We start from the raw sequence: 25,294 nt of genomic DNA, 5'->3' as shown, positions 1-25,294 counted from the left end.
GGCCTCGTCCATTGCCCCGGTCCTGTCAGCGACATGGTGTGCAATGGTGGCGTGTCCGCGCTCGACGAATCCCTGAAGAGGCACCTGGGCGGCAGCACCGCCAAGGTCCTGGCCGAACACCTCGGCCTGAACACGGTCGGTGACCTCCTCCACCACTATCCCCGGCGGTACGAGGAGCGCGGCCAGCTGACGCGGCTGTCGGATCTGCCTCTGGACGAGCACGTCACCGTCGTGGCGCAGGTCGCCAAGTCCAAGGTGCACTCCTTCAACCGCGGCAGGGGGCAGCGGCTCGAGATCGTTCTCACCGACGGCAGCGGCCAGTTGCAGCTGGTCTTCTTCGGCCGCGGCATCTACCAGCCGCAGAAGGACCTGCAGCCGGGCACGCGGGCGATGTTCGCCGGCAAGGTCGGGGTCTTCAACGGCCGTCTCCAGCTGGCGCATCCGCAGTACGAGAAGCTCGGGGCCGGAAGCGGCGACGAGGACGTCGACGCGTTCGCCAACAGGCTGATGCCGATCTATCCGGCCGTCGCGCAGATGGCGTCCTGGAAGATCGCCAAGTCCGTCGGCACGGTGCTCGCCTCCATGCAGGCCACGGGCTGGGACGGCCTCGTCGACCCGCTGCCGTCCGCCATCCGCGAGGACCGGCGGCTGATCCCGCTGCCCGACGCGTTCGAGAAGGTGCATCGGCCGCGCACGAAGGCGGATGTCGCGGCGGCCCGCGACAGGCTGAAGTGGGACGAGGCGTTCATCCTCCAGGTCGCCCTCGCGCGGCGCAGGGTCGCCGAGGCCCAACTGCCCGCCGTGGCGCGCGTTCCCGTCGAGGGGGGTCTGCTGGACGCCTTCGACGCCAAGCTGCCCTTCACCCTCACCGAGGGGCAGCAGCACGTCAGCCGTGAGGTCTTCGACGACCTCGCAACCGAGCACCCCATGCACCGCCTCCTCCAGGGCGAGGTCGGCTCGGGCAAGGCGCAGCCGCTGGACGCGCTCGTCCTCACGCCCGGCGGGTTCCGCGAGATGCGGGAGATCGGGGTCGGCGACGAGGTGATCACGCCCTCGGGCGAGCCGGCGCCGGTGGACGGCGTCTTTCCCCAAGGGGAGCGTGACGTATGGCGGTTGACGCTCTCCGACGGAAGCAGCGTGGAGTGCGACGACGAGCATCTGTGGCTCGTCGCCACCGCCGGGGCGTGGTCGCGGGGCGAGCGTCCTCAGGCGCTGACCACGCGTGAGATCCGGAACGACCTGACGTCGCCCGCGGGTTCGCCGAAGTGGTATCTGCCGCACGCGGTGCCGGTGGATCTGGGCGCCCCCGCCCAGGGCACGGCGGACCCGTACGCGACGGGTGCGGAGCTGGGGCGTCCCGGCGGCGCGGGCCCCGTGCCGCGCGGGTGCATGGAGGACTCGCTCAAGAACAGGCTCGCGTTGCTCCAGGGGATCCTCGACGCGGGGGCAGACGGCTGGGACAGCGGGCCCGCGCCGGACGGGGACCACGACGCCGTCGTGCTCCGCTCCCGCTCCCGGGCGCTCGTCGAGGACGTCGCGTGGCTGGTGCGGTCGCTCGGCGGACACGCACGCATCACCCCTGAGGGGCGGCCGGACGGCGCCGACGGCGATGCCGCGGAGTCGGCCGTCACACTGCTGCTGCCGCCCGAGCACAGCCCGTTCCGCTCGGAGGCCCTGGAGCCCCGCGAGGCCGACGGCAGCGCGCGGGGGAGCGCACCCGAATCGCTGCGCCGCTACGTACGCGCGGCCGAGCCCGTCGGCCGCAAGCAGGTCCAGTGCATCAGCGTGCGCCACCCCGACAGTGCCTACGTCACCGACAATTTCACGGTCACGCACAACACGATGGTGGCCACCAGGGCGATGCTGACCGTCGTCGACAGCGGCGGCCAGGCCGCGCTGCTGGCCCCCACCGAGGTCCTCGCGCAGCAGCACCACCGCTCGGTGACCGGGATGATGGGCGAACTCGCCGAGGGCGGCATGCTCGGCGGCGCGGACAGCGCCACGAAGGTCGTGCTGCTCACCGGTTCCATGGGCGCGGCCGCCCGCCGCCAGGCCCTGCTCGATCTGGCGACCGGCGAGGCCGGAATCGTCATCGGCACGCACGCGCTGATCGAGGACAAGGTCCGCTTCCACGACCTGGGCCTCGTCGTCGTCGACGAGCAGCACCGTTTCGGCGTGGAGCAGCGGGACGCCTTGCGTTCCAAGGGAGTTCATCCTCCGCACCTGCTGGTGATGACGGCGACACCCATCCCGCGCACCGTCGCCATGACCGTCTTCGGCGATCTGGAGACCTCCGTGCTGGACCAGCTCCCGGCCGGACGCTCACCCATCGCCAGCCATGTCGTGCCCGCCAGGGACAAGCCCCATTTCCTGGCCCGCACGTGGGAGCGCGTGCGGGAGGAGACGGAGGCCGGACACCAGACGTACGTGGTCTGCCCGCGCATCGGCGACGAGGAGGAGCAGGCGGAGGCCGGGAAGCCGGGCGGCAGATCCGGGAAGAAGAAGGCCGTGAGGGCCGCCGAGGAGGCGGAGGAGGTCGGACAGGCGGGCGGGACGGACGCCGACGGCGGGGAGGAGAGCAGGCGTCCGCCGCTGGCCGTGCTGGACACCGTGGCGCAGCTGCGCGAGGGGCCCCTGGCCGGGCTCCGCGTCGAGGCCCTGCACGGACGGATGCAGCCCGACGTCAAGGACGAGGTCATGCGCCGCTTCGCCCAGGGCGACATCGACGTCCTCGTTGCGACGACCGTCATCGAGGTCGGCGTGGACGTACCGAACGCGACCGTCATGGTGATCATGGACGCGGATCGCTTCGGCGTCTCCCAGCTCCACCAGCTGCGCGGACGCGTCGGCCGTGGTTCCGCAGCCGGACTGTGCCTGCTGGTCACGGAGGCGCCGGAGACGGGCCCCGCCCGCACACGTCTGGACGCCGTCGCCTCGACGCAGGACGGCTTCGAGCTCTCCCGCGTCGACCTGGAACAACGCCGCGAGGGCGATGTGCTCGGGCAGGCGCAGTCGGGCGTGCGCTCCTCGCTGCGGATGCTCGCCGTGATCGAGGACGAGGAGATCATCGAGGCGGCGCGGCAGGCCGCGACCGCCGTCGTCGCGGAGGATCCGGAGCTGGAGCGGTTGCCGGAGCTGCGTACGGCGCTGGCGGCCCTGCTGGACGAGGAGCGCGAGGACTACCTCGACAAGGGATGACCGGCCGCCGTCCGAGGCAGGCGCGTGCGCCGCCGCCGTGGGATCCTCGGTTCCGACGGCCGGGCCCGGGCCGGCTCCGGCCGCACGAGAGATCGAAGGAAACCCGCACCATGACCCGCGTGATCGCAGGAGCCGTCGGCGGCCGCCGGCTGACCGTGCCGCCGGGCCAGGGCACCCGCCCCACGTCCGACCGTGCGCGCGAGGGCATGTTCTCCAGCTGGGAGGCCCAGTTGGGCGGCTCGGGTGCCGCTGCCTGGCACGGCAGACGCATGCTCGACCTGTACGGCGGTTCCGGCGCGGTCGGCCTGGAGGCGCTCTCACGCGGCGCCGCTCACGTGCTGCTCGTCGAATCGGACGCCCGCGCGGCCCGCACCATCCGGCAGAACGTACGCGCGCTGGGTCTGCCCGGCGCCGAGGTGCGCCACGCGAAGGCCGCAGCGGCACTCGCCGGAGGGCCTCCCGACGACCCGTACGACGTGGTCTTCCTCGACCCCCCGTACGCCGTCACCGACGAGAGCGTGCGCGAGATTCTGCTCACACTCCGCGCCGGGCTCTGGCTGGCCGACGAGGCGCTCGTCACCGTGGAGCGCAGTACGCGTGGCGGCCAATTCCGCTGGCCCGAGGGCTTCGAGGGCCTCAGGTCCAGGCGTTACGGCGAAGGAACGCTCTGGTACGGTCGCGCCGCCGCAAGCGGAGACACCCCCACACCATGAACTCCGCGGACAGCCCACAGACCCCCCTTCGTCCGGAGAGCGAGGAACCACCAGTGCGTCGCGCAGTCTGTCCGGGATCCTTCGACCCCATCACCAACGGACACCTCGACATCATCGGCCGCGCCTCCAAGCTCTACGACCAGGTCTACGTGGCCGTGATGATCAACAAGTCCAAGCAGGGCCTGTTCTCCGTCGACGAGCGCATCGACCTCATCCACGAGGTGACCGCCGCCTTCGGCAATGTGCGGGTGGAGGCCTTCCACGGACTGCTCGTCGACTTCTGCAAGGACCGCGACATCCCCGCCATCGTCAAGGGGCTCCGCGCGGTTTCGGACTTCGACTACGAGCTGCAGATGGCCCAGATGAACAACGGGCTCTCCGGCGTCGAGACACTCTTCGTGCCGACCAACCCCACGTACAGCTTCCTCTCCTCCAGCCTGGTCAAGGAGGTCGCCACCTGGGGCGGCGACGTCTCCAACCTGGTGCCCGAGCCGGTCCAGCGCGCGCTGGCGGAACGTCTCGCCAAGCCCTGAGAGCGACGGAGAGGGCCGAGTAACGGCATCAGCTGTCTAGTTCAGTGCCAGTGGCCGTACAGTCGCTTCCGTGGACGTTCAGCAGAAACTCGACGAGATCGTGACGGCGGTGGACAGCGCTCGCGCGATGCCCATGTCGGCCTCCTGCGTGGTGAACCGGGCCGAACTGCTCGCCATGCTCGAAGAAGTGCGCCAGGCACTGCCCGGCTCGCTCGCGCAGGCCGAGCAACTGCTCGGCGGCCGCGAGCAGATGGTCGCCGAGGCCCAGGCCGAGGCCCAGCGGATCATCGAATCCGGGCACGCCGAGCGCGGCTCACTGGTCTCCGGCACCGAGGTGGTCCGCCAGGCCCAGGCCGAGGCGGAGCAGGTCCTCGCCCAGGCCCGGCAGGAGGCCGCGGAGATCCGTGCCGAGGCGGACGACTACGTCGACAGCAAACTCGCCAACTTCGAGGTCGTGCTGAGCAAGACCATCGGCTCCGTCGAACGCGGCCGCGAGAAGCTGCTCGGCAGCGGGCCGGGTTCCGAGGAGTGGAACGAGGAGTACGCCGAGGACGCCCCGGAACGCACCACCGACCCGCAGGAGTTGAGGGACCGGGCGGACAACTACGTGGACGCCAGGCTCGGTTCGGTCTCGGCGGTCCTTTCCAAGACGCTGGAGGCGGTCGGCAGGGGCCGCAACAAGCTGCTGGGGCACCGTCCGGCCGACGAACTCGGTGCCCACATGGCCGCGCAGGACGCCGCCGGGCAGGGCGTGCACACCAGCGACGCCGACTACATGGCCGACCTGGCCGCGCTCGGCGAGAACCAGCCCTCGGCCGCACCCACCGCCCCGCCGCAGGTCCCCACCGCCCCTCTGCCACCCGGCTACGAGCCCGTCGCCGCCGCCGATCCGTACGCGGCGCAGCAGGGGGCGTACTACGGGGGTCAGGACGCATACGGCTACCAGCAGCAGCAATACGCCTACTACGGGCAGCAGCCGGATCCGTACTACGCGCAGCAGCCTCCGCTCCAGCAGCACCAGAACCAGCCCTATCCCGGCCACCCGCAGGCCCCCCAGGACATGCACGGCGGGCAGCCCCAGCTCGACGAGACCAGCTTCTTCGACACGAGCATGATCGACCTGGACCAGGTGCGCGAGTACGAGGCCCGTCACGGCCACGGCCCGGGCTACGGGCAGGGTGGCTGATACCTGCCGGGACTCGATTGGGCCGCGGCGGGACGGTCCAGTATCCTGGCTCTTCGGTCACGCGCACATGGCGATGACTGCTGTCCGGAGTGAACGGCCGGGCGGTGCCACACCGTAGAAAGCAGGAAGCCCTGAACGCCCGCCTCGACCCCCGAGCCCCCCTCGTGTTCGACACACGGGAGCTGGGGCGTCGGCCAGGCGCGATGAAGCAGCTGTCCCGCACGGTGAAGTCTCCCGGCGGCCTCGGAGTAGAGGTCATCGGGGTGCCGGACGACGCGGCGATCGAGCTCGATCTCCGTCTGGAGTCGGTCATGGAGGGGGTGCTCGTCACGGGCACCGCCCGTGCACCGCTCAAGGGGGAGTGCGTAAGGTGTCTGGAGCCGCTTGAGCAGGAATGCGAAGCGGATTTCCAGGAGTTGTTCTCCTACCCCGACGCCGACGACCGGAGCCGCCCCAGCGCGGACGCCGGCGACGACGCCGAGGAGGAGGAGACCTTCTCCATCGAGGGCGACTATTTCGACCTCGAGCCCGTGCTGCGGGACGCGGTGGTGCTGTCACTGCCGTTGCAGCCGGTGTGCAGGGAAGACTGCCCCGGGCTGTGCGCCACGTGCGGCGCACGTCTGGCGGACGACCCGGAGCACGATCACGAAGACGCCGTCGACATCCGTTGGGCGGCATTGCAGGAACTCGCCGGAACCATGAAGGACGGCGAGAAGGACGCGCCCCGCCATGCCGGGGATGACTCACAGGAGAAGTAGCCGTGGCTGTTCCGAAGCGGAAGATGTCGCGCAGCAACACGCGCCACCGCCGGTCGCAGTGGAAGGCTGCGGTCCCCACCCTGGTGAAGTGCGAGCGCTGCCAGGAGCCCAAGCAGCAGCACATCGCGTGCCCGAACTGCGGCACCTACAACAAGCGACAGGTCCTCGAGGTCTGATCGGCTGGTGACAGGCTCCATGTCAGACGCTCCGACCCATGGAAGCGCTGACCGCCGCGGCGGAAGCCACCGGGCGGCAGCGGCGGATCTGGTGGATGAGGCCTCGTCCCACGCGATTCTGGAAGGGCGGCTCGAGTACCAGCTCGAGCCCGCCCTTCTGGTGCGTGCGCTGACCCACCGCTCGTACGCCTACGAGAACGGCGGGCTGCCGACCAACGAACGCCTCGAATTCCTCGGCGACTCCGTCCTCGGCCTGGTCGTCACCGACACTCTCTACCGGCTGCACCCCGACCTCCCGGAGGGGCAGCTCGCGAAGCTGCGCGCCGCCGTGGTCAACTCCCGCGCCCTGGCCAAGGTGGCCCGGGGGCTGGACCTGGGGGCCTTCATCCGGCTCGGCCGGGGCGAGGAGGGCACAGGCGGCCGCGACAAGGCCTCGATCCTGGCCGACACCCTGGAGGCCGTGATAGGTGCGGTCTACCTGGACAAGGGCCTGGACGCGGCGGGCGAACTGATCCACCGGCTCTTCGACCCGCTGATCGAGCAGTCCTCGAACCTCGGCGCCGGTCTGGACTGGAAGACCAGCCTCCAGGAGCTCACCGCGGCCGAGGGCCTGGGCGTCCCGGAATACCTGGTCACGGAGACCGGCCCCGACCACGAGAAGATCTTCACGGCTGCCGCCCGCGTCGGTGGTGTCGCGTACGGCACCGGCACCGGCCGCAGCAAGAAGGAAGCGGAACAGCAGGCGGCGGAGACGGCCTGGCGGGCGATCCGCGAGGCCACGGGCGGCGACGGCTCGTCGTCCTCCGGCTCCAAGGCCCCGTCTCAGGGCGTCTGAGGGAGCCGGGCGGCCCCGGCCCGGCCGTGAAGCCCACGGGCCCCGGCCCGGCCCCGCGAGGTCCCTGCTCCATGTGAGGAGAAGCGTGCCCGAGCTGCCCGAGGTCGAAGTGGTGCGCCGCGGTCTGGAGCGCTGGGCGAGCGGCCGGACGATCACGGGCGCCGAGGTGCTCCATCCCCGCGCCGTACGGCGGCACGTGGCCGGCGCCGAGGACTTCGCGGCCAGGCTGCGCGGCCACCGCTTCGGGCCCGCGCGGCGCCGCGGCAAGTATCTGTGGCTGCCTCTCGACCCGGGTGTCTGCGTGCTGGCCCACCTCGGCATGAGCGGGCAGCTCCTCATCCAGCCCGCCGACGCACCGGACGAGAAGCACCTGCGCATCCGCATCACCTTCGAGGACCCGGAGGCGGGCGAGCTGCGCTTCGTCGACCAGCGGACCTTCGGCGGCCTGTCCCTGCACCCCGAGTCCGTCGTCCCCGACTCCGGCGCGCTGCCCGACGTGATCGCGCACATCGCCCGTGACCCGCTCGACCCGCTCTTCGACGAGCAGGCCTTCCACGCGGCGCTGCGCCGCCGCCGTACGACGATCAAGCGGGCCCTTCTCGACCAGTCGCTGATCAGCGGGGTGGGCAACATCTACGCCGACGAGGCGCTGTGGCGGGCCAGGCTCCACTACGAACGGCCCACCGCGTCGCTGACACGCCCCCGCACCTCGGAGCTCCTGGGTCACGTCCGCGACGTCATGAACGCCGCGCTCGCCGCCGGCGGCACGAGCTTCGACAGCCTCTACGTCAACGTCAACGGGGAGTCCGGCTACTTCGAGCGCTCATTGGACGCCTACGGGCGCGAGGACGAGCCCTGCCGGCGCTGCGGTTCATCCATGCGCCGCCGCCCCTGGATGAACCGCTCCAGCTACTACTGCCCGAGATGCCAGCCACCGCCGCGCCCGCGACGCACGGTGTCCGTGCCGCCGCCGGGCCGGATCCTGCCCCGGTAGCCGGACACGCACTGTCACCACTTCCGGGGGCGGTACGGCTCGTCCGGGTACGGGTGGAGGCATGAACGCAGACAACAGGAACCTCCTCGCCCGGGGACGCGTGGCGACCAGGCTTCCCGCCCAGGACCTCGACCGTGCGCGGCGTTTCTACTCCGAGCAGCTCGGTCTGGAGCCCGCCGACGAACGGCCCGGCGGGCTGCTGTACCGGTGCGGAGGGGCGGAGTTCGTCCTGTTCCGCTCGACGGGAGTCTCTCCGGGCACCTTCACCCAGATGGCGCTCGAGGTCGACGACATCAAGGCGGCCGTGGCCGAACTCAAGGAGCGCGGCGTGGTGTTCGAGGAGGTCGACGCCCCTGGATTCCGGACGAGGGACGGCATCGCCGAGGTCGACGGGAACTACCCGAGCAAGGGTGCGCGCGGCGAGCGCGGCGCATGGTTCCGGGACAGCGAGGGGAACCTGCTGGGCATCGGTCAGCCGGTCTTCTGATCAGCGGCCCGGGCCGGCAGCGTCCGCCCCGGAAGGACCCAGCAGGCAACGGCAGAGCCCCGACACGACCCATGGGCCGTATCGGGGCTCTGACCTGCGTCGTTCTCAGTACCCGAAGTCCTGCGTCCACCAGGGGCCGTCTTCGTCCACGTACTCGCCGACGCCCATCGTGCGGTATTCGCAGTTGAGGATGTTCGCCCGGTGGGAGGGGCTGCGCATCCAGTCGTCCACCACGTCCTCGGCGCTCTCCTGGCCGCGGGCGATGTTCTCGCCGCCCAGGTCCAGGATGCCGAGGTCCTCGGCGCGGTCCCAGGGGCTCGAGCCGTCGGGGCCGAGGTGGCTGAAGAAGCCCTCGATCGCCATGCTCCGGCTGAAGTCCCCGGCCAGTTCCGCGAGTTGCTTGCTGGCCTTGACCGGCTTGCAGCCCGCGTCCTCGCGCTCGTCGTTCACCAGCGCGAGAACGTCGGCCTCGGCCTTCTCGGTCGGGCTCAGGGTGTCTGACGAACCGCCCGCGGAGCCGCTGGAACCCCCGCTGTTGCCGTTCCCCTTGCCCCCGCCGTTCCCGTTGGAGCCGCCGTTGCCGTTGCCCTGGCCGTTCCCGGTCGAACCGTCGCCGGTGCCGCTGCCCGTCTCGCCGCCGCCCTGACCGTTGCCGGCGCCGGGCTCCCCCGGCTGGGTCTGACCGGGGTCCTGGTTTCCGCCGCCGGGCCGGGAGGTGTCCGGAGGTACGTTGCCGCCCTCCGGGCCGCCGTTGCCGCCCGGCTCGGTCGAACCGCCTTCGGGTGCGGGCACGTTGGGCTTCGACGACTGGTCGGGGGGACCGCCGGCCTGCACATCGCTGTACTGCGTACCAGCGGCGCCTCCCGGGCTGGGAAGCACTGTGGAGGCGACGGCCACCGCACCCATTGCCATCGCCGCTGACGCTCCCAGAATCCCGGCCCGTGCCGAGAACCCGCCCCGCTGAGCAACCGGGGGGGCCGGCCTACGGTGCGCCGAGCGCTGCCGAGGTCCCATCTCGTATGCGACGAGGGGCTCGGGAGCGTGGGATACACGTCTGTGACGGCCCATCTCAGAAAGTCCTCACGTGTTCGGCTTTCGAAGCCTCATCCGACCGGGTGAAACTTGTTGGGCGGGACTTTACGGCATGACAGACGGGGCGCATGTGCCGACCGAGGAAATGTCCGGATAGCTTGCAGCCATGACTTCGGGTAATACGAAGCCGGATGACAACTATGACCCGTCAGTAGCCAAGGTCCGCATGACGGCTTGGGTGCGCGGCCGGGTCCAGGGGGTCGGCTTCCGGTGGTTCACGCGTGCGGCCGCTCTGCGCATCGGAGGGCTGGAGGGCTTCGTGGCCAACCTCGGCGACGGGCGGGTCCAGGCCGTCGCCGAAGGAGGGCGGCCCGAGTGCGAACAGCTTCTGGAGTGGCTGCGTTCCGGCGACACGCCCGGGCAGGTCGACGGCGTCACGGAGATCTGGGACCGGCCGCGCGGCGGCTACTCCGGCTTCGCCATTCGATGATCCAAAGCGGTTGCCATTCGCGCCTGACCATGCAAGGCTTCCGCAACGAGTGGTTGAGAGTGATCTTCACGCCCCCCGCGGGCCGCCGCCTCCGGCGCATGAGCGCCGTCGAGCCAGGGCCGCCCAGGGCCGCGGGGCGTGATCGTGTTGACCGTCAAACCTTTTGGTGAGAAGCTTGAAGTCCCCCGCAACCGGACTGCTTGCTCCGGAAAATAAGTTCAGAAGTGGTACAGCGGGCGCGATATTTTCCCTCACGACCAACCACCACTCGGGTTGGTCACTCAGTGTGGAGGACCATCGATCATGGCAAAGGCGCTTCTCGGTTACGTCGGCGGCTCCGACCCCCGAGTCCTCGCCGAGATGCGACGGCTGCAGCAGCGTGTCCAGGACCTGGAATCCGAACTCGTACGGATGCAGGCCGAGAACGACGCTCTGTCGGCTGCCGCACGGCATCAGGACTCGATGCTCGAAGGCATCGACATCGACGTACACCAGGCAGAGCCTGCGCTGACCTGACTCGACCGCTCGGGCCGGGCCGGCGTGCAGCCTGCCGCTCATGAAATTACGCGAGGGACGCTTCGGCGTCCCTTCGTTGTTTCCGGGTGGCTCTTCCTCCACCACATCGTGTGCCGTGGGCTGTTGGGCGCTGCGCTTACCGACTGATGTGCCCCACGCCTCACATGGTGAAACCGAAAGCAACGGCGGGAGTTCGGCCGCCCTCCGTGCCGGTCCCGGACAGGTACGGGCGCCAAGTGGACTAGAGTCCGACGGCGTGCACCTCAAGAGCCTGACACTGCGGGGATTCAAGTCCTTCGCCTCCGCCACGACGCTGCGTTTCGAGCCCGGCATCACCTGCGTCGTAGGTCCCAACGGCTCCGGCAAGTCCAATGTCGTGGACGCCCTGTCGTGGGTGATGGGGGAGCAGGGCGCCAAGTCGTTGCGCGGCGGCAAGATGGAGGACGTCATCTTCGCCGGTACGACCGGGCGGCCACCGCTCGGCCGCGCCGAGGTGTCCCTCACCATCAACAACGCCGACGGCGCGCTGCCCATCGACTACGCCGAGGTCACCATCACGCGGATCATGTTCCGCAACGGTGGCAGCGAGTACCAGATCAACGGTGACACCTGCCGGCTGCTGGACATCCAGGAGCTGCTGTCGGACTCCGGTATCGGCCGGGAGATGCACGTCATCGTGGGCCAGGGCCAGCTCGACGGCGTCCTGCACGCCGACCCCACCGGCCGGCGGGCCTTCATCGAGGAGGCCGCGGGAGTCCTCAAGCACCGCAAGCGCAAGGAGAAGGCGCTGCGGAAGCTGGACGCGATGCAGGCGAACCTCGCCCGAGTGCAGGACCTGACGGACGAGCTGCGGCGCCAGCTCAAGCCGCTCGGCCGGCAGGCCGCCGTGGCCCGCAAGGCGCAGGTCATCCAGGCCGACCTGCGCGACGCCAGGCTGCGGCTGCTCGCGGACGACCTCGTCACGCTCAAGGAAGCACTGAGATCCGAGATCGCCGACGAGGCCGCGCTCAAGGAGCGCAAGGACGCCGTCGAGGCGCGGCTGAAGGACGCACTGCGCCGAGAGGCCGAGCTGGAGCAGCAGGTACGGATGCTGACGCCGCGTCTGGAGCGTGCCCAGCAGACCTGGTACGAGCTCTCTCAGCTCGCCGAGCGGGTGCGCGGCACCATCGGCCTCGCCGACCAGCGCGTCCAGCACGCCGAGGCCGAGCCCGTCGAGGAGCGGCGTGGCCGGGACCCGGAGGACATGGAGCGGGAAGCGACCCGCATCCGTGAGCAGGAGGCGGAACTGGAGGCCGCGCTGGAGGCGGCTGAACGGGCGCTGGACGACACCGTCTCGCACCGGGCCGAGCTGGAGCGGCAGCTGCACGAGGAGGAGCGCCGCCTCAAGGACGCCGCCCGCGCCATCGCCGACCGCCGCGAGGGCCTCGCGAGGCTGCACGGTCAGGTCAACGCGGCCCGCAGCCGGGCCTCATCGGCGCAGTCCGAGATCGACCGGCTGACGACCGCGCGGGACGAGGCGCAGGAGCGCGCCGCCGCCGCGCAGGAGGAGTACGAGAGCCTCCAGGCCGAGGTCGACGGGCTCGACGCCGGAGACACCGAGCTGGCCGACCAGCACGAGGCCGCCAAGCGTGAGCTCGCGGACGCGGAGGCGGCGCTCTCCGCGGCGCGCGACGCCGTCACGACCGTCGAACGCGAACGTGCCGCCACCTCCGCCCGGCACGACGCCCTGGCGCTCGGTCTGCGCCGCAAGGACGGCACCGGCGCTCTGCTGTCCGCCACGGACGCGCTGACCGGGCTGCTGGGCCCGGCGGCCGAACTGCTCAGCGTCACACCCGGGTTCGAGGTGCCGGTCGCCGCGGCCCTGGGCGCGGCGGCGGACGCCGTCGCCGTCGCCGACACCTCCACGGCTGCGGACGCGCTGCGGCTGCTGCGCAAGCATGACGCGGGCCGGGCGGCACTGCTGCTGGGTTCCTCGTCCGCCTCCGACGCCGGGGCGGCCCCGGAGCCCGTCGTGCAGCGCGAGGGCGGACCGACGCCTGCCGCGCAGCTGGTACGGGCCCCCGCCCAGCTGATGCCGGCCGTGCACAGGCTGCTGCGGGACATGGTCGTCGTACGGACGCTGGAGGACGCCGAGCAGACGGTGGCCGAGCAGCCCGGCACGGTCGCCGTGACGGCCGAAGGCGACGTCCTCGGCGCCCACTTCGCCCACGGCGGCTCCGCCGGTGCCCCCAGCCTTCTCGAGGCCCAGGCGGCCGTCGACGAGGCCGCGGCGGCGCTGGAGGAGCTGGCGTCCCGGCACACCGAGCTGAGCGAGGAGCAGGAGCGGACCAAGGTACGGCGCCGGGAGTGCGCGGCACTCGTCGAAGAGCTGGGATCGCGGCGCAGCGCAGCAGACAGGGAGAAGTCGCAGATCGCCGGACGGCTCGGGACGCTGGGCGGTCAGGCCCGCGGCGCGGCCGGCGAGGCGGAGCGTACCGCCACGGCCGTCGCTAAGGCCGAGGCCGCGCTCGTACGGGCCAACGAGGAGGCCGAGGAGCTGGCGGAGCGGCTGGCCGTCGCCGAGGAGGCCGAGCAGGGCGAGGACGTGGAGCCCGACACCTCCCTGCGGGACCGGCTCTCCGCCGACGGCGCCAACGCCCGGCAGACCGAGATGGAGGCGCGGCTCCAGGTCCGCACGCACGAGGAGCGCGTCAAGTCCCTCGCGGGGCGGGCGGATTCACTCGACCGTGCGGCGCGCGCGGAGCGTGAAGCCCGGGTCCGCGCCGAGCAGCGCCGGGCACGGATGCGGCACGAGGCCGAGGTCGCCGGGGCCGTGGCCTCCGGAGCACGGCAGCTGCTGGCACACGTCGAGGCATCCCTGAGCCGGGCGGCGGAGGAGCGCGAGGCGGCCGGACAGGCGAAGAGTGAGCGCGAGCGCGCGCTGGCCGCGGAGCGCAACGCGGGACGTGAACTCAAGGACGAGCTGGACAAGCTGACCGACTCGATGCACCGCGGCGAGGTGCTGGGCGCCGAGAAGCGGATGCGGGTGGAGCAGCTCGAGACCAAGGCGCTGGAGGAGCTGGGCGTCGAACCCGCCGGGCTGATCAGTGACTACGGCCCGGATCAGCTCGTACCGCCGTCGCCGCCCGCGGAGGGCGAGGAGCTTCCCGAGGACCCGGAGCACCCCCGGAACAAGCCGGTGCCGTTCGTGCGGACGGAGCAGGAGAAGCGGCTGAAGGTCGCGGAACGCGCCTACCAGAAGCTGGGGAAGATCAATCCGCTGGCGCTCGAGGAGTACGCGGCGCTGGAGGAGCGGCACCAGTTCCTGAGCGAGCAGCTCGAGGACCTGAAGAAGACACGTACGGACCTGCTTCAGGTGGTGAAGGAGGTCGACGAGCGCGTCGAACAGGTCTTCACCGAGGCGTACTACGACACGGCCCGGGAGTTCGAGGGCGTCTTCTCGAGGCTCTTCCCCGGCGGCGAGGGCCGTCTGGTGCTGACCGACCCGGACAACATGCTCACCACCGGCGTCGACGTCGAGGCACGGCCGCCCGGCAAGAAGGTCAAGCGGCTCTCGCTGCTCTCGGGCGGCGAGCGGTCGCTGACGGCCGTGGCGCTGCTCGTGTCCATCTTCAAGGCGCGGCCCAGCCCCTTCTACGTCATGGACGAGGTGGAGGCGGCGCTGGACGACACCAACCTCCAGCGGCTGATCGGCCTCATCGAGGAGCTCAAGGGCAGCTCCCAGCTCATCGTCATCACGCACCAGAAGCGCACGATGGAGGTCGCGGACGCGCTCTACGGCGTTTCCATGCAGGGTGACGGCGTGACCAAGGTCATCAGCCAGCGGCTGAGTTGAGCCTCGGTCAGGCCCGTCCGGTGCCACAACGCAGCCCTGGGCACCCTCTCTTCACATCTTGAACATCGACGTGACTGGCGTAACGCCGATTCGATCAGACTGGACCTATTGACTTCGAAACTTAAAGTCATAGTCTCTGCAACGTCACTTTTACCTTCAAGCGGTGGCGCGTGCAGTCTGCGTGCCGGCCCGGAGGCGACAACGTTCCGAACCCGGCCCCCACGCCGGGCACGCAGGAGAGACCTTGACGAGCACCCCACAGTCGGCGCCACCGGCGGCAGGCGGCCAGACCGCCCCGCTCGGACGTGTCGTCTTCATCGCAGCAGCCGCCGCCATGGGCGGTTTCCTCTTCGGCTACGACAGCTCCGTGATCAACGGGGCCGTCGAGGCGGTACGCGGCAGATTCGAAGCCGGCTCCGCCATGCTTGCCCAGGTCATCGCGGCAGCGCTCATCGGCAGCGCGATAGGCGCGGCGCTCGCCGGACGCATCGCGGACCGCATAGGCCGGATCAGGGTCATGCAGATCGCCGCCGTGATCTTCACCGTCAGTGCCATCGGGTCGGCGCTGCCCTTCACGCTCTGGGACCTCGCCCTGTGGCGCGTGCTCGGCGGTGTCGCCATCGGCATGGCCTCCGTGATCGGGCCCGCCTACATCGCCGAGGTCTCCCCGCCGGAGTACCGCGGACGTCTCGCCTCCTTCCAGCAGGCCGCGATCGTCACCGGCATCGCCGTCTCCCAGCTGGTCAACTTCGCGATCCTCACGCTCGCGGACGGCGACCAGCGAGGGAAGCTGGCGGGCCTGGAGGCGTGGCAGTGGATGCTCGGCATCATGGTGATCCCGTCGGTCGCCTACTTCCTGCTCTCGTTCGTCATCCCCGAGTCGCCGCGCTACCTGATCTCCATCGGGCAGCAGACCCGGGCACGCGAGGTGCTGAGCAGCGTCGAGGGCGAGCACGACCGCATCGACGCGCGTCTCGCCGAGATCGAGCACGGCATGCGCACCGAGCACAAGTCGACGTTCAAGGACCTGCTCGGCGGCCGGTTCGGGTTCCTGCCGATCGTCTGGGTGGGCATCGGGCTGTCGGTCTTCCAGCAGCTCGTCGGCATCAACGTGGTCTTCTACTACTCGTCGACGCTGTGGCAGTCCGTCGGGATCAACCCCGAGAGCTCGTTCTTCTACTCCTTCACGACCTCGATCGTGAACATCGTCGGCACGATCATCGCGATGCTGCTGGTCGACAAGATCGGCCGGAAGCCGCTCGGCTTCATCGGGTCGGTCGGCATGACGGTTTCGCTGGCGCTCGTGGCCTGGGCCTTCTCGGCCGTGCGCGGCTCGGGTGAGAACGTCTCGCTGCCGGACACCCAGGGCACCGTCGCACTCATCGGTGCGCACACCTTCACGCTCTTCTTCGCGCTCTCCTGGGGCGTCGTCGTGTGGGTGCTGCTCGGGGAGATCTTCCCGAACAAGATCCGTGCCGCCGGTCTCGGCGTCGCCGCGGCCGCCCAGTGGATCGCCAACTGGGTCATCACCGCCAGCTTCCCGAGCCTGTCGGAGTGGAACCTGTCCGGCACGTACGTGATCTACACGGTCTTCGCCCTGCTCTCGATCCCGTTCCTGCTCAAGTGGGTGCCGGAGCCGAAGGGCAAGGCGTTGGAGGAGATGGGCTAACCGAACCCCGCCGCCCGCTCCTCTGCACGGTCGCCGCCCCGGTCCGACACCGGGGCGGCGGCGTGCGCGGTGCCGTGCGGGTGCACTGTTGACGGTGGCGGATACTGGACGGGCTATGGAAATCGTCATCCTTGTTGCAGTCATCGCCGTGGTCGTGCTGGCCGCGATCAGCGGGCTCGTCGTCAGCGGACGGAAGAAGAAGGCCGCCACCGCCGAGAAGCCCGCCGAGTCGCAGGCCACGGCCACCGCACCCGCCGAGCCGCACGTCGGCGACGAGGCCGCCGGCACCGCCGAAGCGCCGCGCAGAACGATCGAGGAGGTCGGCCTGCCGGCCGAGGCCGAGGCACCCGCCGCCCCGGCACCGGCCGAGCCCGCGATCGAGACCCCGGAGCCGACCGCCGGGCGCCTCGTGCGGCTGCGCTCCCGGCTCTCCCGTTCGCAGAACTCCATCGGCAAGGGGCTCCTCACGCTGCTCTCACGGGAGCATCTCGACGATGCGACCTGGGAGGAGATCGAGGACACGCTGCTGACGGCCGACGTCGGAGTCGCGCCCACGCAGGAGCTGGTCGAGCGTCTCCGCGAGCGGGTGCGGATCCTCGGCACCCGCACGCCCGAGGAGCTGCGCGGCCTGCTCCGCGACGAACTCCTCACGCTGGTGGGTCCGGACCTGGACCGCACCGTCCACACCGAGACGCGCGGAGCGGTCGACCGGCCGGGTGTCGTGCTGGTCGTGGGCGTGAACGGCACCGGCAAGACGACCACCACCGGGAAGCTCGCGCGTGTACTCGTGGCCGACGGCAAGTCCGTGGTGCTCGGCGCGGCCGACACCTTCCGCGCCGCCGCCGCCGACCAGCTGGAGACGTGGGGGAAGCGCGTCGGTGCCCGCACCGTGCGCGGCCCGGAGGCCGGCGACCCGGCGTCCGTCGCCTTCGACGCGGTCAAGGAGGGCACCGAGGCGGGCGCGGAGGCGGTTCTCATCGACACGGCGGGCCGCCTCCACACCAAGACCGGACTGATGGACGAGCTGGGCAAGGTCAAGCGCGTCGTGGAGAAGCAGGGCCCGGTCGACGAGGTGCTGCTCGTGCTCGACGCCACCACGGGCCAGAACGGGCTCGTGCAGGCCAGGGTGTTCGCCGAGGTCGTCGACATCACGGGCATCGTGCTCACCAAGCTGGACGGCACCGCCAAGGGCGGCATCGTCATCGCGGTCCAGCGCGAACTGGGCGTGCCCGTCAAGCTGATCGGGCTCGGCGAGGGCGCGGACGACCTGGCGCCCTTCGAACCGGAGGCCTTCGTCGACGCGTTGATCGGCGGGGAGTGAACCGGCCGCGGTAGCGCTGCCGAGGACCCGCACAGCGAAGCGCCCCGCCCCACGGTGCAGATGGGGCGGGGCGCGCTTGTGCCCGCTTGCGTGAGAACTGCCGTCAGGTCCCCGAGCGGTTGCAGACGTAGGCGAGAGTGCCCAGCAGCAGCCGGGCCTGTGGCGGTCGGCCCGCCTCCTCCAGGGCCGGCCTGCGCAGCCAGTGCACGGGGCCGAGGCCGCCGAGGTCGGAGGGCGGTGCCGTCACGTACTCGCCCTCTCCGAGACCGCGCAGGTCCAGCGGGGCGTCGTCCCACCCCATCCGGTAGAGCAGTTCGGGCAGTTCGGCGGCCGCGCCGGGAGCGACGAAGAACCACATGCGCCCGTGCGGCGCGAGCGCCACCGGGCCCAGCGGGAGGCCCATCCGCTCCAGCCGTACGAGCGCGTGGCGGCCGGCGGACTCACCGACCTCGATCACGTCGAAGTGCCGGCCCGTCGGCAGCAGCAGCGCGGCGCCCGGGCACTGCGCCCACGCCTCGCCGGCCTCGTCGAGAGTCGCCCCCGCGGGCACCTCCAGCGACGCGTCGAGCGGATGCGCCCCGGGAGCCGGGCAGACGGCGGCACCGCACGAGCACTCGGTGCGCCCCCCGGCGGCACGAGCCGCGCGGGCACCGGGGACCACGGACCATCCCAGCAGACCCGTGTACTCCGCCACGGTCGTGGCCGCGCACGCGCGGTGCCGCCGCCGTGCACCGGGGCGCAGTTGATGAAAGTCGCGGATGCCGCCCAGACCGCCGATGGCGCCGATCGTGAAGCCCATGCTCCCTCCAACGGGTCCTGCCTGCCGATGGTTACGAGCCGTCTGCGCACAGTGACGGGTCACATGCGCACGGCTCCGCCCCTTATCGGCCTGGTCATGTGTCAAGTGAATCGTGTGCGGCAGCGGAGGGGTTCATTCGAAGGGGTGGCGAATGGTGGCGATTGTGCAAACGGCCTCGCCCCGCGGGTGATCGGGAGGTTACTTTCAGTACACACGGATGGCGTAGCTTCGCCTCGTGGGTATGCCGGAGGCATGGTGTCGTGGGGGCGGTGAGGGGCCTGATGGGGGCATTACCTGTTGGTGAGGGCGACAAGCTCCCCAACAAGCAGCTGAGTTCGTGGTTCATGCGCAGCGGCTGGTCGAAGGGCGAGCTCGCGCGACAGGTCAACCGACGGGCCCGGCAGCTGGGCGCGCACCACATCAGTACCGACACCTCGCGCGTGCGCCGGTGGCTGGACGGCGAGCAGCCGCGCGAGCCGATCCCCCGCATCCTCTCCGAGCTGTTCTCCGAGCGCTTCGGCTGCGTCGTCGCGGTCGAGGACCTCGGGCTGCGCCCCACCCGTCAGTCCCCGGCGGCCTCCGGTGTGGATCTGCCGTGGGCAGGGCCGCAGACGGTCGCGATGATCAACGAGTTCACGCGCAGCGACCTGATGCTGGGCCGGCGCGGGTTCCTCGGGACGTCGCTGTCGGTCGCCGCGGGCCCCTCGCTGATCGAGCCGATGCAGCGCTGGCTGGTACCGAGCCCGGCGGTGCCGGTCGCGGGTGCCGACGGCGCCGTCCCCGCTGCCGGGGCCTCCCCGCACGGCAGCGGGGCGGCGTCGTCGGCATCCGGAAGCGGCGGCGGTCAGGTTGTGCCCCTGCCCCTGAAGGGCGGCGGGGCGCGGCGTGCCGAGAAGCTGTCGATGCCGGAGATAGAGCTTCTGGAGCACACCACCGTCATGTTCCGGCAGTGGGACGCGCAGTGCGGCGGCGGGCTGCGTCGCAAGGCCGTCGTCGGCCAGCTGCACGAGGTGACGGACCTGCTGCAGGAGAAGCACTCGGAGCCCGTCGGGCGCCGCCTCTTCCGCGTGACGGCCGAACTCGCCGCGCTGGCAGGGTGGATGAGCTACGACGTCGGCCTCCAGCCCACCGCGCAGAAGTACTTCGTCCTCGCGCTGCATGCCGCGAAGGAGGCGGGCGACCGGCCCCTGGGCTCGTACGTGCTGAGCAAGATGGGCCGCCAGATGATCCATCTCGGGCGCCCGGACGACGCGTTGGAGCTGATCCACCTCGCGCAGTACGGCAGCCGGGAGGGGGCGACGGCCCGCACGCAGGCGATGCTGCACGCGATGGAGGCCCGTGCGTACGCGAACATGGGCCAGCCCGGGAAGTGCCGTCGCGCTGTGCGCATGGCCGAGGACACCTTCGAGGACGCCGCGGCCGGCGACGGCGACCCGGACTGGATCCGCTTCTTCTCGGAGGCCGAGCTGAACGCGGAGACCGCGCACTCGTACCGCGACCTGGCCTACTCGTCGGGGCGCAGCCCGACCTACGCGTCGATGGCGCGCCCCGCGATGGAGCGGGCCGTGGAGCTGTTCAGGCGCGAGGCGGAGGAGACGGAGGGCGGCGGCCACCGCCGTTCGTACGCGCTGAACCTCCTGGGCATGGCGAGCGTGCATCTGCTGCAGAAGGAGCCGGAGCACTGCGCCTTCCGCGCCGGGGAGGCGATCGACGTGGCACGGAGGCTGCGCTCCGAGCGCGTGAACAACCGGCTGCGCCGGACCGCGGCCTGGGCCGCGCGCGACTTCGGAGGGGTGGCGGAGGTCGTGCGGCTCGGTCAGCGGCTGGCCGAGGAACTGCCCGACACCGAGGCGGGCGCAGTGGCGGGGTGACCCAGCGGGCGTCCGCTCGCTGGAGCGCCGCCCGCACGGCACCGGGCCCACACCCGGCAGCGGATCTGGAACCCGGCCCGGATCCGTGCCCGGTCCGAGGAACCGCGGATCGGCGAACCAGTGGAACCTGCGGGCGAGTTGATCCGTCCGACCCATGACAACCGGCCGCGACAGCACCCGGGCACCAGACACGGCTCCCCCCGACGCCATGTCGTACAGGGTGCGTCGCGGCCGGTTCTGCCTGTTACGAGTGCCGACCATCTCCTCGTACGGGCCGCTGCGCCAGTTCATCGGCACGTAACACCGCGGCGCGCATCGTCACCACGGCGAAACAACCGGCGGCATCAGCGGAAACGGAACGCGGCGAACGTGGCTGCAACACCCCCCGGCCTTCCCGCCCCTCCCGTCCGTTCCGCGCGGGCCGGTACTTCGAGGAGACGTCCATTGAACGGCGCCGATACCGCATTCGTAATGATCAGCGCGTTTCTCGTCATGCTGATGACGCCCGGCCTCGCCTTCTTCTACGGAGGCATGGTCCGTGTCAAGAGCGCGCTCAACATGCTGATGATGTCCTTCGTCTCGCTGGGGATCATCACCGTCCTGTGGGTGCTCTACGGCTACTCCCTGGCCTTCGGCCCCGACACCGGTGGCTTCATCGGCAACCTCGAATTCGCCGGATTCAAGGGCATCACCGACGGATCGCTGACCGAGAAGGGCGGCATCCCGGTCTTCGCCTTCGCGCTCTTCCAGATGATGTTCGCGATCCTCACGCCGGCACTGATGAGCGGGGCCCTGGCCGACCGCGTGAAGTTCGGCGCATGGGCCGCCTTCATCGCGCTGTGGGCGACTCTGATCTACTTCCCCGTCGCCCACTGGGTGTGGGCCGAGGGCGGCTGGCTCTTCGACCTCGGGGTCATCGACTTCGCGGGCGGCACGGCCGTCCACATCAACGCCGGCATCGGCGCGCTCGCGGCCGTACTGGTCGTCGGCAAGCGCAAGGGCTTCAAGAAGGACCCCATGCGTCCGCACAGCCTGCCGCTGGTGGTGCTCGGAGCGGCTCTGCTGTGGTTCGGCTGGTTCGGCTTCAACGCGGGCTCGGCCCTCGCCGCCGACGGCACGGCCGCGCTGATGGCCATGAACACGCAGCTCGCCACGGGAGCGGCCGTGCTGGGCTGGCTCGTCTACGAGCGCATCCGTCACGGCGCCTTCACCACCCTCGGTGCCGCCTCGGGTGCCATCGCGGGCCTCGTCGCGATCACACCGTCCGGTGCGAACGTCAACGCCGTCGGCGCGCTGGCCATCGGCCTGGTGGCGGGTCTCGTCTGCTCCTGGGCCGTCAGCCTCAAGTTCAAGCTGGGCTTCGACGACTCGCTGGACGTCGTGGGCGTGCACCTCGTGGGCGGTGTCATCGGCACCCTCATGGTCGGCTTCCTGGCCACCGGCGGCGACGCCGGCCTCGCCCAGTTCGGCAAGCAGGCCACCGGAGCCTTCGCGGTGATGGGCTACTCGTTCGTGGTCTCCTGGATCATCGCCAAGCTGATCCACGTCACCGTGGGCATGCGCGCGAGCGAGGAGGAGGAGACGAGCGGCCTGGACCGCGCGTACCACGCCGAGACCGCGTACGACTTCAGCGCCGTCGGCGGCTCCACCTCCGGCGCCTCCGCGTCCCCGGCCCGTCCCGCCGCTGCAGCGCCCGGATCGGGGCAGCAGCAGGACGAGGCGACGACGGCCGGCCGGATCTCCGAGAAGAAGGTTGACGCATGAAGCTCATCACCGCGGTCATCAAGCCGCACCAGCTGGAGGACGTGAAGGAGGCGCTGCGCGCCTTCGGGGTGCAGGGCCTGACGGTCACCGAGTCCAGCGGCTACGGACGCCAGCGCGGCCACACCGAGGTCTACCGGGGCGCCGAGTACACCGTCGACCTCGTGCCCAAGGTACGGATCGAGGTGCTGGCCGAGGACGGGGACGCCGAGGAGCTCCTGGAGGTCGTCGTCAAGTCCGCCCGCACCGGGAAGATCGGCGACGGCAAGGTCTGGACGGTCCCCGTCGAGACCGCCGTGCGGGTCCGCACCGGCGAACGCGGACCCGACGCCCTCTAGTGACGGTTCACATGGGCGGACACAGCGGCCTTCCCGGAACGGCGGAAGAGGCGGCCGGGGAAGCCGGGGCGGAGGCGGAGCAGGGCAGCTATGCGGCGGCCCGGCTGCGCCTTCTCCGCGGCGAGGACGGCACGGTGGCGGGGGCGCCCCGCCGTGCCGAACTGGCACGCGTGACCGACCACTGGCTGGCGGGGCTGCTGGGCGACGCCGGGCCCGGCGTCGCCCTCGTCGCCGTCGGCGGCTACGGGCGGGGCGAGCTGTCCCCGCGCAGCGACCTCGATCTGCTGCTGCTCCACGACGGCAGCGCGGGGCCCGCCGGCATCGCGCGGATCGCGGACCGCATCTGGTACCCGGTCTGGGACCTCGGCATCGCCCTGGACCACTCCGTACGAACCCCCGCGGAGGCCCGCGCCACGGCGAAGGACGACCTCAAGGTCCAGCTCGGCCTGCTGGACGCGCGGCACGTCGCGGGTGACGCGACGCTCACCGCGGACATGCGCACCGCGCTGCTTGCGCAGTGGCGGGCACAGGCGCCCGCTCGCCTCCCGGAGCTGCGGGAGCTGACCGAGGAACGGGCCCGTACACACGGTGAGTTGCGCTTCCTGCTGGAGCCGGACCTGAAGGAGGCACACGGTGGGCTCCGGGACGCCACCGCACTGCGGGCGGTGGCGGCGTCCTGGCTGGCCGACGCGCCGCGCGGCGGCCTGGGCCGTGCGCGTGAGGCGCTCCTGGACGTACGCGACGTGCTCCACCTCTCGACCGGCCGCTCCACCGACCGGCTCGCTCTGCAGGACCAGGACCAGGTCGCCTCGGCGCTCGGTCTGGCGGACGCCGACGCACTGCTCCGGCAGGTCTACGAGTCGGCCCGAACCATCGCCTACGCCGCCGACGTGACGTGGCGCGAGGTGAGCCGCGTGCTCAAGTCCCGCGGCGGGCGCGCCTCCCGGCTGCGCGGCCTGCTGGGCGGCATGTCGGGGGGCGGGCCCGGCGGTGGGCGCCGCGGCGCCGCGCAGGAACGCACGCCGCTCGCCGAAGGCGTCGTCGAGCACGAGGGGGAAGCGGCTCTCGCCCGTACCGCACGGCCGGAGCGTGACCCCGTGCTGCCGCTGCGGGCCGCAGCCGCCGCGGCACAGGCGGAGCTTCCGCTGGCGCTGCCCTCCGTGCGGAGGATGGCGGCGTCGCCGGATCTCCCGGTGCCGTGGCCCGCCGAGGCCCGCGAGGAGTTCGTCACCCTGCTCGGCGCGGGCGAGGCGACGGTGCCCGTGTGGGAGGCGCTGGACGCCGAGGGCCTCATCGGCCGTCTGCTGCCGGACTGGGAGCGGGTGCGCTGCCGTCCGCAGCGCAATCCCGTGCACCGCTTCACGGTCGACCGTCACCTGGTGGAGACCGCGGTGCGTGCCTCCGCGCTGACGCGTCGCGTGCAGCGACCGGACCTGCTGCTGGTCGCCGCGCTGCTGCACGACATCGGCAAGGGCTGGCCGGGCGACCACTCCGTCGTGGGCGAGACGATCGCCTACGACATGGCCGGCCGCATGGGCTTCGATCCACCGGACGCGGACGTGCTCGCCCGTCTCGTACGCCACCACCTGCTGCTGGTGGAGACCGCCACCCGGCGCGATCTGGACGACCCGGCGACGATCCGGTCCGTCGCGGACGTCGTGGGCGGTGCCGGGACGCTGGAGCTGCTGCACGCGCTGACGGAGGCCGACGCGCTGGCGACCGGCCCAGCGGCGTGGTCCGCGTGGCGCGGCACCCTCGTCGCGGACCTGGTCACCCGGGTCGCCGGCGTACTCGCGGGGGAGGCGGTCGAGGAGCACACGGAACCGTTCGTGCCCTCGGCGGAGGCGGAACGCCTCGCGATGGAATCGTGGCGCAGGCAGGGCCCAGCCCTCGCACTCAGCACGACGGGCAGCGGGGGAGATCCCAGGCCCGGGCACACCGACGAGGAACACAAGGCAGTCCCGGAGGACGCGGGCGACGCGGACATCTCCCGCGCACGGTCCGTCGGCGTCGAGTTGCTGGTCACCGTCCCGGCCCCGCGTCCGGCGCCTGACTACCCCGCCTCCGCCCCGGGAGCCCCGGGCGGCACCGGCGTGTACGCGATGGGCGTGCTGCCCGCCGTCGCGGGCGTCCTCGCGCTGCACCGGATGACCGTACGGGCGGCCGACCTGCGGGTGATGCGGCTTCCAGGACAGGTGACGGGGGGAGCGCAGGCCGGGCCGGACGAGGACGCGGCGGTGCTCCTGCTGTCGTGGCGTGTGGCCGCCGAGTACGGCTCGCTGCCCCCCGCGTTGCGGCTGCGCGCGGATCTGGCGCGCGCCCTCGACGGTTCCCTCGACATCCCGGCCCGCCTCGCCGAGCGCGAGGCCGCCTACCGCAGGCCCCGCAGGCGCCGCGCGGGACAGGCTCCGCCGCCGCGGGTCACGGTCGCGCCGGGCGGCTCGGAGCTCGCGACCGTCCTGGAGGTTCGGGCACAGGACGCCCCCGGCCTGCTCTACCGCATCGGGCGTGCCCTGGAGGGGGCGGGCGTCCTGGTGCGCAGCGCACACGTCAGCACGCTCGGCGCCAACGCCGTCGACGCCTTCTACCTGACGGGTGCCGACGGCGACCCTCTGGCCTCGTCCGCGGCCGCCGCGCTGGCGCGCGACCTCGAGCACGAGCTGGGGCGTGTGCCCGACGAGGCGGCGTAACTCCTCCGGCCGCGCGATGCCGGGCCCGAAGACGGTCGCCGACCGGACCTGACCGCAGTCCTCGTGGACGGATACCCTTGGAGGCCGACTGC

General features: G+C 71.5%; 20 protein-coding genes. 18 read left to right on the top strand and 2 right to left on the bottom strand.

Going from position 1 to position 25,294, the window contains the following annotated elements; genetic code table 11:
• Positions 1–51: 51 nt before the first annotated feature.
• The 9 genes from G4Z16_RS08065 (at position 52) to G4Z16_RS08025 (ending at position 8,880) form a co-directional block, all read left to right on the top strand.
• A complete protein-coding gene (locus tag G4Z16_RS08065; RefSeq protein ID WP_246530733.1) occupies positions 52–3,198 on the top strand; it encodes a helicase-related protein in 3,147 nt (1,048 codons plus the stop codon).
• Between the two features lie 110 nt (positions 3,199–3,308).
• On the top strand, positions 3,309–3,911 hold the full coding sequence (gene rsmD, locus G4Z16_RS08060; protein ID WP_197350114.1) for a 16S rRNA (guanine(966)-N(2))-methyltransferase RsmD: 603 nt from the start codon (positions 3,309–3,311) through the stop codon (positions 3,909–3,911).
• A gap of 53 nt (positions 3,912–3,964) precedes the next feature.
• Positions 3,965–4,444, top strand: a complete 480-nt coding sequence (coaD, locus tag G4Z16_RS08055) for a pantetheine-phosphate adenylyltransferase (protein WP_197350112.1) — start codon at positions 3,965–3,967, stop codon at positions 4,442–4,444.
• A gap of 70 nt (positions 4,445–4,514) precedes the next feature.
• Positions 4,515–5,630, top strand: coding sequence for a cell division initiation protein (locus G4Z16_RS08050; RefSeq protein ID WP_197350110.1), 1,116 nt, complete (start codon positions 4,515–4,517; stop codon positions 5,628–5,630).
• Between the two features lie 203 nt (positions 5,631–5,833).
• On the top strand, positions 5,834–6,388 hold the full coding sequence (locus G4Z16_RS08045) for a YceD family protein (RefSeq protein ID WP_246530732.1): 555 nt from the start codon (positions 5,834–5,836) through the stop codon (positions 6,386–6,388).
• Positions 6,389–6,390: 2 nt separating this feature from the next.
• Positions 6,391–6,564, top strand: coding sequence for a 50S ribosomal protein L32 (gene rpmF, locus G4Z16_RS08040; RefSeq protein ID WP_028433405.1), 174 nt, complete (start codon positions 6,391–6,393; stop codon positions 6,562–6,564).
• 19 nt (positions 6,565–6,583) lie between these two features.
• The gene (gene rnc, locus G4Z16_RS08035; protein WP_246530731.1) at positions 6,584–7,399 is read left to right on the top strand and encodes a ribonuclease III; all 816 of its coding nucleotides are present in this window, start codon (positions 6,584–6,586) and stop codon (positions 7,397–7,399) included.
• 85 nt (positions 7,400–7,484) lie between these two features.
• On the top strand, positions 7,485–8,393 hold the full coding sequence (gene mutM, locus G4Z16_RS08030) for a bifunctional DNA-formamidopyrimidine glycosylase/DNA-(apurinic or apyrimidinic site) lyase (protein WP_197350108.1): 909 nt from the start codon (positions 7,485–7,487) through the stop codon (positions 8,391–8,393).
• 61 nt (positions 8,394–8,454) lie between these two features.
• Positions 8,455–8,880: a VOC family protein gene (locus tag G4Z16_RS08025; protein WP_197350106.1), complete on the top strand. Its 426-nt coding sequence runs from the start codon at positions 8,455–8,457 to the stop codon at positions 8,878–8,880.
• A 105-nt stretch (positions 8,881–8,985) separates the two neighbouring features.
• Here the strand turns inward: G4Z16_RS08025 and G4Z16_RS08020 are convergent, their stop codons facing one another.
• Entirely contained in the window at positions 8,986–9,792 is an 807-nt protein-coding gene (locus G4Z16_RS08020; RefSeq protein WP_246530730.1) for a CAP domain-containing protein, read from the bottom strand.
• Positions 9,793–10,078: 286 nt separating this feature from the next.
• Here G4Z16_RS08020 and G4Z16_RS08015 point away from each other — a divergent pair, with 286 nt between their 5' ends.
• The 5 genes from G4Z16_RS08015 (at position 10,079) to ftsY (ending at position 17,743) form a co-directional block, all read left to right on the top strand.
• Positions 10,079–10,402, top strand: coding sequence for an acylphosphatase (locus tag G4Z16_RS08015; RefSeq protein WP_051344899.1), 324 nt, complete (start codon positions 10,079–10,081; stop codon positions 10,400–10,402).
• A gap of 303 nt (positions 10,403–10,705) precedes the next feature.
• The gene (locus G4Z16_RS08010; protein WP_028435389.1) at positions 10,706–10,918 is read left to right on the top strand and encodes a hypothetical protein; all 213 of its coding nucleotides are present in this window, start codon (positions 10,706–10,708) and stop codon (positions 10,916–10,918) included.
• Between the two features lie 256 nt (positions 10,919–11,174).
• On the top strand, positions 11,175–14,753 hold the full coding sequence (gene smc, locus G4Z16_RS08005) for a chromosome segregation protein SMC (RefSeq protein ID WP_197350104.1): 3,579 nt from the start codon (positions 11,175–11,177) through the stop codon (positions 14,751–14,753).
• A 244-nt stretch (positions 14,754–14,997) separates the two neighbouring features.
• Positions 14,998–16,422 carry a sugar porter family MFS transporter gene (locus G4Z16_RS08000; RefSeq protein WP_197350102.1) on the top strand — a complete coding sequence of 475 codons (1,425 nt, stop codon included), beginning with the start codon at positions 14,998–15,000 and terminating at the stop codon, positions 16,420–16,422.
• 115 nt (positions 16,423–16,537) lie between these two features.
• The gene (gene ftsY, locus G4Z16_RS07995; RefSeq protein ID WP_197350100.1) at positions 16,538–17,743 is read left to right on the top strand and encodes a signal recognition particle-docking protein FtsY; all 1,206 of its coding nucleotides are present in this window, start codon (positions 16,538–16,540) and stop codon (positions 17,741–17,743) included.
• Between the two features lie 103 nt (positions 17,744–17,846).
• On the opposite strand, the gene G4Z16_RS07990 is transcribed toward ftsY, so the two are convergent.
• Positions 17,847–18,542 carry a bifunctional DNA primase/polymerase gene (locus G4Z16_RS07990; protein WP_197350098.1) on the bottom strand — a complete coding sequence of 232 codons (696 nt, stop codon included), beginning with the start codon at positions 18,540–18,542 and terminating at the stop codon, positions 17,847–17,849.
• A gap of 281 nt (positions 18,543–18,823) precedes the next feature.
• On the opposite strand from G4Z16_RS07990, the gene G4Z16_RS07985 reads away from it, so the two are divergent.
• The 4 genes from G4Z16_RS07985 to G4Z16_RS07970 all read left to right on the top strand — a co-directional run bounded on the left by G4Z16_RS07985 (position 18,824) and on the right by G4Z16_RS07970 (position 25,202).
• Positions 18,824–20,413 carry an NsdA family TPR-like regulatory protein gene (locus tag G4Z16_RS07985; RefSeq protein ID WP_197350097.1) on the top strand — a complete coding sequence of 530 codons (1,590 nt, stop codon included), beginning with the start codon at positions 18,824–18,826 and terminating at the stop codon, positions 20,411–20,413.
• A gap of 444 nt (positions 20,414–20,857) precedes the next feature.
• Positions 20,858–22,177, top strand: coding sequence for an ammonium transporter (locus G4Z16_RS07980; protein ID WP_197350095.1), 1,320 nt, complete (start codon positions 20,858–20,860; stop codon positions 22,175–22,177).
• Positions 22,174–22,512: a P-II family nitrogen regulator gene (locus G4Z16_RS07975; RefSeq protein ID WP_028435395.1), complete on the top strand. Its 339-nt coding sequence runs from the start codon at positions 22,174–22,176 to the stop codon at positions 22,510–22,512. The genes G4Z16_RS07980 and G4Z16_RS07975 overlap by 4 nt, the downstream gene beginning before the upstream one ends.
• Before the next feature lie 11 nt (positions 22,513–22,523).
• Positions 22,524–25,202 (top strand): [protein-PII] uridylyltransferase, encoded by a 2,679-nt coding sequence (locus tag G4Z16_RS07970; RefSeq protein WP_197350093.1) that lies wholly within the window; start codon positions 22,524–22,526, stop codon positions 25,200–25,202.
• The last annotated feature ends 92 nt before the right edge of the window (positions 25,203–25,294 follow it).

The organism is Streptomyces bathyalis (assembly GCF_015910445.1).
GTDB classification, from domain to species: Bacteria; Actinomycetota; Actinomycetes; order Streptomycetales; family Streptomycetaceae; genus Streptomyces; species Streptomyces bathyalis.
The sequence above is the reverse complement of the archived record's forward strand: the minus strand, read 5'-3'. Positions and strand labels throughout refer to the sequence as shown.